The 14,399-nt window shown below is 68.8% G+C and carries 8 protein-coding genes and 1 pseudogene; 4 read left to right on the forward strand and 5 right to left on the reverse strand.

What is annotated here, in order from left to right; translation table 11 throughout:
- On the forward strand, positions 1–948 hold a 948-nt coding region (locus QMK34_RS44060; protein ID WP_326420796.1), incomplete at its 5' end, for an SGNH/GDSL hydrolase family protein.
- Positions 949–1,008: 60 nt separating this feature from the next.
- On the opposite strand, the gene QMK34_RS44065 is transcribed toward QMK34_RS44060, so the two are convergent.
- From QMK34_RS44065 to QMK34_RS44075, 3 genes and pseudogenes are all read right to left on the reverse strand, one after another.
- Entirely contained in the window at positions 1,009–3,288 is a 2,280-nt protein-coding gene (locus QMK34_RS44065) for an extracellular catalytic domain type 1 short-chain-length polyhydroxyalkanoate depolymerase (RefSeq protein ID WP_326420797.1), read from the reverse strand.
- 120 nt (positions 3,289–3,408) lie between these two features.
- Positions 3,409–4,255 (reverse strand): annotated as a pseudogene (locus QMK34_RS44070) (pectate lyase).
- Entirely contained in the window at positions 4,173–5,252 is a 1,080-nt protein-coding gene (locus QMK34_RS44075) for a LacI family DNA-binding transcriptional regulator (protein WP_326420798.1), read from the reverse strand. Before QMK34_RS44075 ends, QMK34_RS44070 begins: the two are co-directional and overlap by 83 nt.
- Before the next feature lie 327 nt (positions 5,253–5,579).
- Here QMK34_RS44075 and QMK34_RS44080 point away from each other — a divergent pair, with 327 nt between their 5' ends.
- Positions 5,580–6,851 carry an ABC transporter substrate-binding protein gene (locus QMK34_RS44080; protein ID WP_442785351.1) on the forward strand — a complete coding sequence of 424 codons (1,272 nt, stop codon included), beginning with the start codon at positions 5,580–5,582 and terminating at the stop codon, positions 6,849–6,851.
- 307 nt (positions 6,852–7,158) lie between these two features.
- Here the strand turns inward: QMK34_RS44080 and QMK34_RS44085 are convergent, their stop codons facing one another.
- Positions 7,159–8,982 (reverse strand): glycoside hydrolase family 6 protein, encoded by a 1,824-nt coding sequence (locus QMK34_RS44085; RefSeq protein WP_326420799.1) that lies wholly within the window; start codon positions 8,980–8,982, stop codon positions 7,159–7,161.
- Between the two features lie 319 nt (positions 8,983–9,301).
- Here QMK34_RS44085 and QMK34_RS44090 point away from each other — a divergent pair, with 319 nt between their 5' ends.
- Together QMK34_RS44090 and QMK34_RS44095 are read left to right on the forward strand one after the other, a co-directional pair.
- The gene (locus tag QMK34_RS44090; protein WP_326420800.1) at positions 9,302–10,363 is read left to right on the forward strand and encodes a lytic polysaccharide monooxygenase; all 1,062 of its coding nucleotides are present in this window, start codon (positions 9,302–9,304) and stop codon (positions 10,361–10,363) included.
- 86 nt (positions 10,364–10,449) lie between these two features.
- The gene (locus QMK34_RS44095) at positions 10,450–13,098 is read left to right on the forward strand and encodes a cellulose binding domain-containing protein (protein ID WP_326420801.1); all 2,649 of its coding nucleotides are present in this window, start codon (positions 10,450–10,452) and stop codon (positions 13,096–13,098) included.
- A gap of 114 nt (positions 13,099–13,212) precedes the next feature.
- Here the strand turns inward: QMK34_RS44095 and QMK34_RS44100 are convergent, their stop codons facing one another.
- On the reverse strand, positions 13,213–14,358 hold the full coding sequence (locus QMK34_RS44100) for a cellulose-binding domain-containing protein (protein ID WP_326420802.1): 1,146 nt from the start codon (positions 14,356–14,358) through the stop codon (positions 13,213–13,215).
- Positions 14,359–14,399: the final 41 nt, after the last annotated feature.

Here is a 14,399-nt window from a genome sequence, read left to right on the forward strand (position 1 = left end):
GGCGACCGGGCCGGGGTCAGCGCGATCCGGCCGGGCAGCGCCATTCCTGTCACGTTCCACGGCAAGCGGGCCACGGTGGTGCCCGTGGGTGCGCAGGTCGTGTCCGACCCGATCGAGTTCCCGGTGCGCGCGCGGGACAACGTCACCGTGACGACCTATCTCGCCCACGGGCAGGCCTCGACGGCGATCACCTCCCACCCGGGCTCCCGCACCACCTCGTACCTCGTCACCGGGGACCATGTCACTGACGACGACCTTCCCGGCGCCGGCCCGGTCGACCACTGGTACTTCCTCAGTGGCGCCGAGGTTTCGACCGCGGACTCCACCGCGGCGGTCGCCATCGTGGGCGACTCGCTGACCGACGGCCGGGGCTCGACGACCAACGGGAACGACCGCTGGCCCGACCGGCTCGCGGCCCGCCTGCGGCCCGGCACCGCGGTGCTCAACCAGGCCGCCGGTGGCAACCGCGTGCTGCAGGACGGGCTCGGCCCGAGCGCGCTGGCCCGGCTCGACCGCGACGTACTGGCGCAGAGCGGGGTCGCCTGGGCCATCGTGTTCGAAGGCGTCAACGACATCGGCACCGCCGCCGCCACCCCGGCCGCGCAGCAGCAGGTCGCCGCCGACCTGATCGATGCCTACGACCAGATCATCACGCGGGCGCAGGCACAGGGAATCCGCGTCTACGGTGCCACGCTGACCCCGTTCGGCGGCAACACCGGTTACGACGACACGGCCGGGCTGCGGGAGTCGGCGCGGCAGGCGGTCAACACCTGGATCCGCACCAGCGACCGGTTCGACGCGGTGCTCGACTTCGACCACGTCGCGCGCGACCCCCACGCACCGGCCCGGCTGCTGCCCGGCTATGACGTCGGCGACCACCTGCATCTCGGCCCGGCCGGGTACCGCGCGCTCGCCGACAGTGTCCCGTCGAAACTCTTCGAATCCTAAGCCAAGTGCCCCTGAAGGCCACCTTCACGGCGTTTTACGCTGTGAAGGTGGCCTTCAGGGTCAGCTCGCCGTGCAGGAAGGTGTCATGCCGCTGCCGGTTCCGGTGCCCTGGAAGCCGAACTCGGTGGACTGTCCTGCGGCGACGTGGCCGTTGTAGGCCACGTTCGTCCAGCCGACGGTTCCCGTGTTGCCGCTACGCTGGACGTTCCACGCGCTGGTGACCGTCGCGCCGGACGGCACCGTGAGCGTCACCTTCCACGCGTTGACGGCCGACGAACCGGCAGTGACCCTTACGGTCGCGACGAAACCGCCATTCCACGAGTTCAGCGACACCGACGCGGTGCAGCCGCCGGGTTCACCGGGCGGGGTGGTGGTCGGCGGGGTGGTGGTCGGCGGGGTGGTGGTCGGCGGGGTGCCTCCATTGTTCAATGTGGACAGTACCGTGGTGTAGGCGGCCTTCTTGTCGCCGTTGCCGTCGAACAGCAACGGGGTGCCCGACGCCCGCCATGAGTCGGTGTCGCGGATGCCCCATACCGTGATGCCCGCGCAGCGCGACACCGCGAGGCACGCCTGCGTGACGGTCCCGAACTGCTGGGCCTGACTGGCGCCCGACCCCTCGATGTCCAGTTCGGTGAGCTGCACGTCCACGCCAAGGTCGGTGAAGTTCTGCAGCGTGGTCCGGTAGTTGGCGGGAACCGGGCTGTTGCTGTTGAAGTGTGCCTGGAAACCGACGCAGTCGATCGGCACGCCCCTGGCCTTGAAGTCCTTCACCATGCGGTACACGGCCTGGGTCTTGGCCTGCGACCAGTCGTCGGTGTTGTAGTCGTTGTAACAGAGTTTCGCACCCGGGTCGGCCGCGCGGGCGGCACGGAACGCCACCTCGATCCAGTCGTCGCCCGTGCGCTGCAGATTCGAGTCCCGCCGCGCACCGGAACTGCCATCCGCGAACGCCTCGTTCACCACGTCCCAGGCGTAGATCTTCCCCCGGTAGTTGGTCGCGACCTGGGTGACGTGGTTGAGCATCGCCTGGCGCAACGGAGCGCCCGACATGTTCTGCATCCAGCCGGGCTGTTGCGAATGCCACGCCAAGGTGTGCCCGCGGACCCGCATTCCCTGGCTACGGGCCAGGTTGACGATCCGGTCGGCACTGGCATACGAGAACTGCCCCTGTGTCGGCTCGGTCGCGTCGATCTTCATCTCGTTCTCGGCCGTCACCATCGAGAACTCACGGTTCAGGATGCCCGCGTACGTCGGGTCCGACAGCTTGCTCGCCGCCACCGCGGTACCGAAGTACCGGCCCGATTTGGCCGCCGCGGCGCCCAGCGTGTCCCCGGCCGACGGCGGCGAAGTCGAGGTGGCCGGTGGGGTGCTCGATGGTGAGGTGCTTGATGGTGGGGTGCTCGACGGTGGGGTGCTGATGAGGCCGAGGAAGTCGATGGCGTACCGCACCATCCCGTTCTGCGGCAGGGAATGCCCGGCGCCCTGGACGCTGATCGCCTCGACAGGCGCCTGTGCGCCGCTGCTGCCGTACCGGGTGCGGGTCCACCCGGACTGCGGCTGGTCAGTGGCCGCCGGGGTCTGGCCCACCCCCTGCACATTGGTCCACTGCTTGACCTCTTCCCCGAGGTTCGGGTAGCGCAGCGTGTCGTCGGCGGTGCCGTGCCACAGCTGCATCCGCGGGAACCCGGCGGTCCGGCCGCCGCTCAGCTGCCGGGCCTGATCACCCCACTGCTGCGCCGTCTTGGTGAGCTGCCCGTTGGCGCACTGGCTGTTCCAGCTCGACCCGTCTGTCGTGCCGAAGCAGCCCGCCGGGACACCCATGAACGCCGAGCCGGCGGCGAACACGTCCGGGTACTCCGCGGCGAGCACGTTCGTCATCATCGCGCCCGAGGAGAAACCGGTCACGAAAACCCTTGCCGGGTCGACGTTGTAGTGTTGCTTGGCGTAGTCGACCATCGACAGGATGCCGACCGGGTCACTACCGCCGCCGCGGGTCAACGCCTGCGGCGACGACACGTCGAAACAGTTGCCACTGCGGGTCGCCTCCGGAAACACCACGACATAGCCGTACTGATCGGCGGCACTGACGTAGTCACGGGCGTAACCGTTGAAGATCGCCGACGCGGATCCAGTGCAGTAGTGGAGCGCGACCAGCAGCGCGGGCCGGGCGGCGACCCGGTCCGGCACGTAGGTGTACATGCTGAGGTTACTGGGATTGCTCCCGAAATTGGTTACCTGGGCGAGCGTGGCCGCGGCGGCCGGGCGGGCACCGAGCAGCACGCTCGCGGCGACCACCAGCAACGCGGCGGCCGCCATGAGAGGCGTGATGAGTCTTCGCACTCGACGGGTCCTTTCGGAGAAAAGGGCGGAGGGAACACGACAACCGGCACCGACGCGGGACCGGAGCCGGCGTCGACGAAGGCTCGTGCCCACAAGGATGTTTGCGTCACCATTCACCGGTCAAGAACTATCGAAATGTTTCGGGATTTCCCCAAAACCCGGAAATCGCCACTTGTAGGTGATGCTCGACGGGGTATACAGGCAATTGGTGCTGTCCGGCCCGCTGCCGATTTCGGTCGGTTCGCCGCTGGTGACGCCGCGGTACTTCGCGGAGATCTTGATCTTCCTGCTCGCGTCGTCGACGATCGTGACATTGGTGAACCTTGCGGTGTCGCCGTAGTTGGTGTCGATGCCCGCGAGGACCTTGCCGGGCGAGGTGGCGGTGACCCGGTCGATGACCACGTGGCGCTGGTACTGCTTGCCGCACGAGCGGTACAGCTTGCCGAAGTCCTCGACCTGAAAGTTCCGGATATACATGGTGCCCGGCCCGTTGTGCTGGAACACCTTGTCGGACGCCTTACACGCGCCGCCGCCGTCGATGGTCATCGCCTGCGAGGACGAGGTGCCCTTGAACCTCGCCGCGGTCCTCCCACCAGACGTTGAGCAGTGTGCAGGTGCCGAGACAATGGACGCCGTCGGCCGCCGGGCTGCCGAGGATGACGTTCTTCAACGTCGAACCGTTCGTCAGCTCGAAGATCGGTGCCTGTCCCTCACCCTGGCCGCCGGACCCCAGCCCGCCTGGACCGCCCCGGTCGCCCGAGTGGCGGGGGCGGTGGTGAGCAGCGTGGTTGCGGCCAGCAGAACAGTGGCGAGCCTCGGGAGAGCGAAGGTGGATACAGAAAAAACGGAAACACGGTTCCTTTCCAGGACTGGGACACGGCGAACTACGGAAACCTTGGGGGGACGAACCAGTCTGCGGTGCTTGCCCACGGCGATACGTCAGGCCGGTCCCGGCACACCGGCCCACTACTGGCCCGCGTGACGAGGATCGGCGCGCTGGTGCAAGCGTCGGAGACCGATGCGCCCGTCACCACCTGCCTGAGCAACGAAACCGCCAGCGCGCCGAACTCCCCCACCGGCCTGCGCACCGCGCTCAGCGCGGGGCGGACCAGGCGGCACAGCAACGAATCCTCCCAGGCGATCAGCGACAGCTGACCCGGAACGGACAGTCCGAGTTCCTGTGCGACGCCGAGTGCGGCGACCGCCATGACGTCGTTGTCGAAGACCATCGCCGTCGGCGGGAGCGCCGAGACCAGCGCGCGGCGCGCCGCGGCGGCGCCCGATTCGCCGGAGTAGTCGGTGTGCACGACGTCGGCCGCTTCCAGGCCGACCCTGGCCGCCGCGGCGAGGAACGCCGCCGACCGCATCCGCGAGTGCAGGAACTCGCGCGGGCCGGCCACCCGCACGACCCTCCGGTGCCCGAGCGCGACGAGATAATCCAGCACCTCGTCGATCGCGGCACGGTCGTCGATCCAGGCGGACGGGATGTCGGTGCGGCCCAGCGGCTCGCCGATCACCACCGCGGGCAGCCCGATGGACGCGAGCACGTCGAGGCGGTTGTCGTCGGCGCGCAGGTCGATCAGCAGGACACCGTCGACCCGCCGCTCAGCGTGCCAGCGATGATAGATCTCGAGCTCGGTGTCGTGGTCGGGCGAAACCTGAAGGACCAGCGAAGTCGGCCCCGGGCCCAGTTCGTGCTGGATTCCCGCGATGAGACGCATGAAGAACGGTTCGGCCGCAAGGACTTCGGCGGGGCGATCGATCACCAGGCCGAACGCACCGGCGCGCCCCCCGGACAACGCCCGCGCCACACTGCTGGGCGCCCAGCCCATCCGCGCGGCGATCGCCGTGATCCGGCTCCTGGTCGCCTCCGACACACCGGGGCGGCCATTGAGCGCGTAGGACACAGCGCCCTTCGAGACGCCTGCCTCCCTGGCTATGTCGGAAATGGTCGTACGCTTCATGGCGCCTCCACCACTGAACCGGATCAGCGAAGGATCCGGCAGGACCACTAGCAGAACCGTTGCGGGACAAGCCCCCCGGCCAGAGCCGCTGCCATGGCCGGGATGGTGGACAGCGGAGCCAGGACACCAGTGGGACATACTGAACCAGTTAAGTCAAACATCGCGAACCGGCCCAAGGAAAGCCATCTGCCGTCGCGACCTTTCGCCCCGGACCTTGGCGAAACTGCTTGACAGCCACCTTGACCAGCGGCAACACTCCACGGCGAAACCGGGCATGGGAGCGCTCTCACCATGCGCCTCGACGGTAAAACCCAGTCAGGGGAACAAATGCGAAGACTCAGGACGGCTGTCACCGGGATGCTCTCGGCCGCCGCGATGGCCTCGGCCGGTGCGTGCGCGGCGGAACCACCAGCCGAGATCGAACTGTCCATCGCGACCTTCGGTCAGTTCGGCTACGACAATCTGTACCCCGAGTACGAGTACCAGCATCCTGGAATCAAGATCACCCCGATCCGGACCGAACAGGGCGGGCCGTATCACCAGGAATTGCGGACCGAGTTGCGCACGGGCACCCGCCTGGCCGACATCCAGGCGGTCGAGGAGGGTCACCTGCCCGAAGTCCTCACCATGGCCTCGCAGCTGGAGGACCTGGCGAAGATCGGTCCGCCCGAGGTGCGGCCCGATCGGTGGCTGCCGTGGAAGTACGAAGCGGGCAGGGCCAAGGACGGCAAGCTGGTCGGCTACGGCACCGACAGTGGGCCCCTCGCGATGTGCTACCGGAGAGACCTGCTCGACCAGGCCGGGATGCCGGTCGACGATGAGTCGGTACGAGCGATGTTCGCGACGTGGGACAGCTACTTCGCCGCGGGCGAGCGCTATGTGAAACGCACCAGGGGCAAGGCGTGGTTCGACTCCGCCGCGGCGAATTTCACCGCGATGGTCAACCAGCTGGACGTCGGCTACTTCGACCGGCAAAACCAGCCGACCCTGGCCACCAACACCGCACTCAAGACCAGCTGGGACAAGGTCACCGACGCCGTCGCGCACGGGGAGTCGGCCGGACTGACCGCGTTGGCCGACGACGGCAACAACGGCCTCCGGCAGAGCACCTTCGCCACGAAGGTCTGCCCGGCGTGGATGCTCGGCGTGATCGAGAATCAGGCGGGCTCGGGCGTCACCGGCCGGTGGGCGGTGATCGACGCCTTCCCCGAAGGCGGTGGCAACTGGGGCGGTTCCTACCTGACAGTCCCGGTGAAGAGCAAGCACCCGAAGGAAGCGGCCGAGCTCGCGGCCTGGCTCACCGCGCCCGAACAGCAGCTGACGGCGTTCAAGGTCAGCGGAAACTTTCCCAGCCAGGTCGCGGCACTCGAGTCGCCGGACCTGCTCAGCCAGACGAACGCCTACTTCGGCGGGCTGGTGGTCGGCGAGATCTTCGTCAACCAGGCGAGGAAGGTCGGTGCGCCGCAGTACAAGGGACCCGGTGACGGCGAGATCCAGGAGAGCGTGACGGCTCCAGCGCTGAAGGCCGTCGAGCAGGGCACCGCCGCGTCGGACGCCTGGCGACAGGTGGTCGACGGCGTCCGCAAACTCGTCCGTTGATCGGGCACCACGTCGTCGCCCCTCACCGAAATCGCTCCCTGCCGAGGCTCAGTACACAGTGGACGCACGGCCGGGATCATGCAAGGCGCCGTGACAGGGTGACCAGGTCTCTGCAGCCCAACGAAACGACCATCGAGACGAAACCGGCTAACGCGATCCCCTTCCCACCCGGCTTCCAGTCGGAGTCCAGCTGGGACAGCTTCCGCCGCCGACCACTACCACCGTCGAGGGCAGGCGGCGAACCGCGGAACGAAGGAGTGGCCCGGCCGCAAGCAAGGCGACCGGGCCACTCAGGTGCGGGACGGAATCAGGAGATGGCCGGGTAGGCGTTCTGGACCAGCTGCTCGAACTGGGCCTGGAACCACTTGCCCGACAGTGGGGAGTCGGGCAAGGCGCCGGTCAGGTTGCCGCCGTTGGCCTGATCGCCGCCGTGGAAGGCCGGGTCGCACATCGGGTCGAAACCCTTGCCCTCGTCGTTCGGGATCTGCTTGCTGGCACCGTCGGACTCAACCGGCGGCTTGATCCAGACGTAGGCGTCGAAATGCGGCATCGGGCTCACCTGCGGACGGGCTCCGAGGCCCGCACCGCTCTGGTTGCACCAGTTCCCGCGATGCAGCCGCCGGTCGATCCGGCCCGAGTCGGCGTAGGTGTCCACAGTGGACCCACTGGCGCCGGTCGGCCGCCCCGCACCGCCCCAGCCGTTGCGGCTGGTGTCGATGAGCATGCCGATGTCCGATGGCATCCCGGCGGCCACGAACGCGTTGTACATCGCCGTGCCGAACGCCGCCTCGCTGAAGTACGGGTTCCACTGGTAGATCTTCGCCGACCGCAACGGCTGGCCGCCGACCTGCAGGTTCGAGTCCGGCAGGTTCGGCTCGGTGATGGGCGTGTAGTTCGCGGTGTCACTGATGAACCCGTCGACGCTGCGCACACCCGCCGTGGTGCCCTTGATCGTCTGGGTGATCAGGTTGACCGCGGGGCCGAGGTTCGAGTCCCAGCCCAGCCAGGCCGAATGCGCGATGTCCACGTAGGTGTAGACGTTGGAGATGGCGTGCAGCTTGTTCAGCGCGTACTGGACGCCCTGGACGTAGGCCCCGCTGGACTGTGCCTCCGCGCACTTCGCCATGGAGGCGTTGGTGATCAGGTTCGGCAACGAGTCCGGCTCGACCACGGTCACGATGCGCAGGCCTGCGTACTTCGGGTCGGCGAGCACGGCCGCGATCGGGTCGACGTACTGCGACTTGTACTTGGCGAGGCCGTCCTGGGCGACCGTCAGCTCACCGTTGGACGCCAGTGCCGCGCAGTCACGGTTGGGCAGATCGTAGATCACGAACTCCGCGACGACCGGGGTGCTTCCGCTCTGCTGAGCCAGGGCCGCGTCGAGATGGCCCCGCAGACCGCGGGCGGTGGCCGAGCCTTCGATGGCGGCGATGCGGTCCAGCCAGACCGCGGTCGAGGTGTTCCCGACCTTCGCCATCTGCGTGCCGAGGGCACCGCCCTTGGCCGCCGCCGCGGCGGCCACTTCGCCGGACCAGTCCGGGTTCACGTAGCCCTTCGCGCCGTCGAAGGGGTTACCCACGTGCGTTCCGGCCGGAGGTGGCGTGGTGGGGGTGGTGGTCGGGGTCGTCGGGGTGGTGGGCGTGGTCGGGGTCGTCGGGATGGTCGGGGTGGTCGGGGTGGTGGTCGGCGGAGTTCCGCCGTTACAGGCAACGCCGTTGAGCGTGAACGACGAGGGCGCCGGGTTGGCGCCGGTGAAGGAGCCGTTGAAGCCGAACCCGGCCGTGCCGGACGTCTCCAGCCTGGGTGCCCAGGACGGGCTTTTCGCGGTGACGTGCTTACCGGCTTGACCGATGGTGGCGCTCCAGCCCTGCTGCACCTGCTGGTTTCCGGCGAAGTCCCATTCGAGCGTCCAGCCGGCGGTGATCGGGACACCGAGGTTGGTCACCGACACGTTCGCGGTGAACCCGGTGTCCCACTGGTTGACGGTGTAACCGACCTGGCAGCCGGCCGCGGCCGAAGCCTCGGTGCCGCCGGCGAGCACGAGCCCGGCGGCCAGCACCAGCGCGGTCCCGCCGGACAGCCCGGAAAACAACCAGGCTTTCTTGTTTCCACGGAGGGGAATAGGGGTCATGGAGAATGCTCCTCGCGACAATGGGAGGGACGGGATGATCCATCGGGAACTTCTGGAAGCGCTCCCAGACGGGCACTTTAATCACGCGGATACCGAAAGGGAAGGGTTTCGGCCCCACACCGTCACAACAGCCGTACGGCGGGATTTTGTTCAGTGGCGTTAAGTAGCGCCAGGCGCTGTCCCGCAGCTCGGCCACGGGGTACCGTCCAATGTGGGAGCGCTTCCACACACTCGACACCGATGCCGAACCGGCCGTGTGCGAGCGCGCCCCGGCGCGTTCGGCAGGCCACGGAAGCGGCCGGACGAAGGGAAATCCGCAGTGAACCGAAAACGGAGCACCATACTGGGCGCCGTCGCTGTTCTGCTGGCCTGCCTGGTCACCACCCTGCTGAGCACCGGTACCGCCGAAGCCCACGGCGCGCTGATGAAACCGGGCAGCCGTACCTTCCTGTGCTGGCGGGACGGGCTCACCCAGACCGGCCAGATCGTGCCGCGCAATCCCGCTTGCTCGGCAGCCGTGGCACAGAGTGGCGCCAACTCGCTGTACAACTGGTTCGCCGTGCTGAGGTCCGACGGCGCGGGCCGCACCAAGGGGTTCATCCCCGACGGCGAACTCTGCTCGGGCGGCAACCCGAACTACGCCGGGTTCGACCAGCCGGGCGACTGGCCGCTCACGCACCTGACCGCGGGCGCGAACTTCGACTTCTCCTACAACGCCTGGGCCGCGCATCCCGGCTGGTTCTCCACCTACGTCACCAAGGACGGCTGGAACCCGGACGCACCCCTGCGCTGGGACGAACTCGAGGACCAGCCCTTCCTGACCGTCGACCACCCGCCGGTCACCGGACAGGTCGGCACGGTCGACGGCCAGTACAAGTGGCCGGGCGCGCTCCCGGCAGGGAAGACCGGACGGCACCTCGTCTATTCGGTGTGGAAGCGCTCGGACAGCGGTGAAACCTTCTACGGCTGCTCGGACGTCACCTTCGACGGCGGCCACGGCGAGGTGACCGGGATCCACGACCCCTCCACACCGCCGACCTCGCCCAGCACGCCGACGAGTCCGCCGCCCGCCGGGAGCGACTGCATGGCACAGCTCGACGTCACCAACGCCTGGTCCGGTGGCTACCAGGCGACCGTGACGGTGATGAACCACGGCACCGCGCCGCTCACCGGGTGGCACGCCGGGTGGACCCTGCCCGCCGGGCAGACCATCGCCAGCGTCTGGAACGGAACGCTCAGCCAGAGCGGTTCGACGGTGACGGTGCGCAACGCCGACTGGAACCGCACGATCGCCCCCGACGCGACAACCACGTTCGGCCTGGTCGTCAACGCGCCAGGCACGAATCCCGCCCAGCCCTCGGTGACCTGCGCCAGTCCTTGAGACCCAGGCCTCCCCGCGGAGCAGCGTCCGCGGGGAGGCCCTGCCCGGTACCACCCCGGAAGTCCTTTTCCCGCAAGGAGAGTTCAATGAGGAGACTCCTGGCAGGCGCACTCGCCCTGCTGTGTCCGCTCGGCGTCGTGGTGGCGGCCGGGGTGACGGCGCCTTCGGCGGCCGTGGTCCCCTCGCCGTACGCCTGGCGCAACGCCGAGATCGGCGGCGGCGGCTTCGTCCCCGGCATCATCTTCAACCAGGCCGAACCGGGCCTGGCCTACGCCCGCACCGACATCGGCGGCGCCTACCGCTGGGACCCGGCCGCCGGCCGGTGGGTCTCGCTGCTCGACGCCGTCGGCTGGGACGACTGGGGCCACAACGGCGTCGTCAGCCTGGCCACCGACGCCCTCGACCCGAACCGGGTCTACGTCGCGGCCGGGATGTACACCACCAGCTGGGACCCGCACCACGGCGCGATCCTGCGCTCGGCCGACCGCGGCGCCACCTGGCAGGCGTCGGAGCTACCGTTCAAGCTCGGCGGCAACATGCCCGGCCGCGGCATGGGCGAGCGGCTCGCGATCGATCCCCATCGCGGCAGCGTGCTCTACCTGGGCACCCCCAGCGGCAACGGACTTTGGCGCAGCACCGATTCCGGGGTCACCTGGGCGAAGGTGACGAGCTTTCCCAACGCGGGAAACTACGCGCCGGACCCCACCGACACGACCGGGTACTCCAGCGACAACGAAGGCGTCACCTGGGTGAACTTCGACCCCTCCACCGCGTCGAACGGCTCGGTCACGCAGTCGATCTACGTGGGTGTGGCGGACAAGGCGAACACCGTCTACCACAGTGCCGACGGCGGAAACACCTGGTCGCGCCTGGCCGGGCAGCCCACCGGCTACCTCGCGCACAAGGCCGTCCTCGACCCCGCCGGGGGCTTCCTCTACCTCGCGACCAGCGACACCGGCGGCCCCTATGACGGCGCCAAGGGCGACGTCTGGAAGTACGCCATCAAGACCGGGGCCTGGACGCGGATCAGCCCCGTCCCGTCCGACAGCGCGGACGACTACTTCGGCTACAGCGGCCTCACGATCGACCGGCAGCACCCGGGCACCCTGATGGTGGCCACCCAGGTCTCCTGGTGGCCCGACGTCATCCTGTTCCGCAGCACCGACAGCGGCGCGCACTGGACGCGGATCTGGGACTACTCGAACTACCCCGAACGCACCCTGCGCTACGCCCAGGACATCGCCGCGGTCCCGTGGCTCACCTTCGGCGCGCAACCGCGACCCCCGGAGTCGTCACCGAAGCTCGGCTGGATGACCGAATCGATGGAGATCGACCCCTTTGACTCGAACCACCTGCTCTACGGCACCGGCGCCACCGTGTACGGCACGAACGACCTGAACAACTGGGACTCCGGCGGCAAGATCACCCTGAAGCCGCAGGTCGCCGGACTGGAGGAGACGGCGGTGCTCGACCTCGTCAGCCCGCCGACCGGCGCGCCGCTGCTGTCGGCACTCGGGGACATCGGTGGCTTCCGGCACGATGACCCCGGCGCCGTTCCGTCCACTGTGTACACCCGCCCGACGTTCACCACGACCACCAGCCTGGACTACGCCGAGCTGAGTCCGGCCACGATCGTGCGCACCGGCAATCTCGACAAGTCGGCCACGCCGAACGACAACCGGGTGGCCTTCTCCACCGACGACGGCGAGAACTGGTTCCAGGGCGGTGAACCGCCCGGGGTCACCGGCGGCGGCACGGTCGCGGCCGCGGCGGACGGCAGCCGGTTCGTGTGGAGCCCGGACGGCACCGGTGTGTACTTCACCGTCGGCTATGGGACGTCGTGGACCGCTTCGACCGGTATCCCGGCAGGGGCGGTCGTCGAAGCGGACCGGGCGAACCCGAAGACCTTCTACGGTCTGGCCTCGGGCAGGTTCTACGTCAGCACGGACGGTGGCGCGAGCTTCACCGCGTCGGCAGCCACCGGGCTTCCCTCGTCAGCGCACTTCAAGGCGCTCCCCGGGACCGCGGGCGACATCTGGCTGGCGGGCGGTTCCGGCTCGACGTACGGGCTCTGGCACTCCACGGACTTCGGCCGGGTGTTCACCAGACTGGCCAATGTCACCGAAGCGGACAACGTCGGCTTCGGGAAGGCCGCGCCGGGGAAGACCTACCCGGCGCTGTACACGGTCGCGGCCATCGGCGGGGTCCGGGGCGTCTTCCGCTCCGACGACGCGGGCGGCTCGTGGGTCAGGATCAACGACGACCGGCACCAGTACGGCAACATCGGCGGCGCGATCACCGGCGATCCCCGGCTGTACGGGCGCGTGTACCTCGGCACCAACGGCCGCGGGGTGATCATCGGTGACCTCCCCGGCAGCCAGCCGCCGACCTCGACGGCCCCGCCGGTGCCGACCCCGGCCTGTTCGACGTCGTACACCGTGGTCAACCAGTGGTCCGGCGGCTTCCAGGGCGAAGTCCGGATCACCAACCGGGCCGCGTCGGCGATCACCGGGTGGAGTGCCGCCTGGACGTTCGCGGACGGACAGGTGATCACCCAGGCATGGAACGGCCGAGTCACCCAATCCGGGGCCGTGGTGGCGGTCGCGGACGCTGGGTACGACGCGACGATCCCGCCTGGCGGCACCGTGGAATTCGGGTTCACCGCGTCGAGCCCCGCGGTGAACACCCGCCCAGAACCGATCCGCGTCAACGGAAACCTCTGCACAGCAACCTGATCAAAGAGGGACTCGTTGGTCTGCGACAGGGAGACCATGCCGTGGGCGTGCTGGACCGGCCAGCACGGTCCAACACGCCCATTACGCTGTGAAGGTGGCCTTCCGAGGCCCCGCTCAGCAGCCGACGCGGGAGCCGCCGAGCGCCACGTCGTCGAACCACAGCGTGTCGTCACCGCCACCGTAGCTCTCCCACCCGAGCCGCAGATCGGCCAATGCCGGATGCCAGCCCGTGCGGGAAAGCCATTGCTGGTCGACCTCGGGGGTGGGCGTGCCGTCCGCGGTCAGGCCGGGCACCTCGACGGAGTCGAGCCAGGTCCGCAACCGGCCTGCGGGGCCGTCCACCACGAACTCCAGGCAGGACCACCGGCCCACCGGCAACACCACGCTCAGCGCCACCCCGGCCGGGCTCTGATTCGGCAGCGTGGCGTCATCGGATTCGCGGTTCCATTGCAGGGCCTGGTTCTGCCCGCCCGCCCGCAGGTCCTTGCCCCCGTCGGCGGTGTCCTTCGCCGCCAGGAACGTCACGTGCCCGGCGGGCAGCGGCGTTGTATGACGGACGTAGAACCGGCCGTACAGCACACCGGACGCGACACCGGATAGATCGGTGCCGAGGAAGGCGTGGTTGCAGTAGCCGCCCTTGCCGTCCACCCGGACGGACTTGGCTCCACTGTGTGCCATCGCCGTGTCGACCGAGACCGTCCCCGTCCCGGAACAGTTCGCCGCCCCGGTCATCCACCGTCCATTCGGGACCGGACCGTTCTGGTTCTCGAAGTCGTCGCACACCAACGCCGCCGAGCACCCGGCCGGTGGGCTGGGCGTCGTCGTGATCGGTGGGCTCGGGCTCGGCGGCACCGGCTGATCGCCACAGCGGACGCCGTTGAGCGCGAAGTCCGCAGGCACCTCGTTCGTCCCGTGGAAGGTCCCCTGCAGGCCGAAGGACGTCGTTCCGCCGGTGGGCAGGGAACCGTTGTGCGCGAGGCTGGTGGCACTCAGCTGCCGGCCGGACTGGCGCACGGTCGCGTTCCACGCCGAGCCGACGACCTGGTCCCCGCCGAACGTCCAGGTGAGCGTCCAGGAGTTCGTCGGCGCCGTCCCGTTGGTGACGGCGACGTCGGCGGTGAACCCGCCCGGCCAGTGGTTGAGCCGGTAGTCCACAGTGCACGCTGGCGCCGCCGCGGCCTCGGGACCGCCTGTCAGCACCATCACCGCCGACGCCGTCACGACCATGAGCGCGACCAGTAAAGACAGTAGTGCTCGCATCTCCCACCCCTTTCTGAGGCGAACCGGGAATGAATACGGAG

The organism is Amycolatopsis sp. H20-H5 (assembly GCF_035828755.1).
In the GTDB taxonomy this organism is placed as follows: Bacteria; Actinomycetota; Actinomycetes; order Mycobacteriales; family Pseudonocardiaceae; genus Amycolatopsis.

Bases quoted from the DNA above. Each gene is read 5' to 3' on its own strand.
- QMK34_RS44075 (WP_326420798.1), bottom strand. From the start codon at position 5,252: ATGAAGCGTACGACCATTTCCGACATAGCCAGGGAGGCAGGCGTCTCG.
- QMK34_RS44080 (WP_442785351.1), top strand. From the start codon at position 5,580: ATGCGAAGACTCAGGACGGCTGTCACCGGGATGCTCTCGGCCGCCGCG.
- QMK34_RS44085 (WP_326420799.1), bottom strand. From the start codon at position 8,982: ATGACCCCTATTCCCCTCCGTGGAAACAAGAAAGCCTGGTTGTTTTCC.
- QMK34_RS44095 (WP_326420801.1), top strand. From the start codon at position 10,450: ATGAGGAGACTCCTGGCAGGCGCACTCGCCCTGCTGTGTCCGCTCGGC.
- QMK34_RS44100 (WP_326420802.1), bottom strand. From the start codon at position 14,358: ATGCGAGCACTACTGTCTTTACTGGTCGCGCTCATGGTCGTGACGGCG.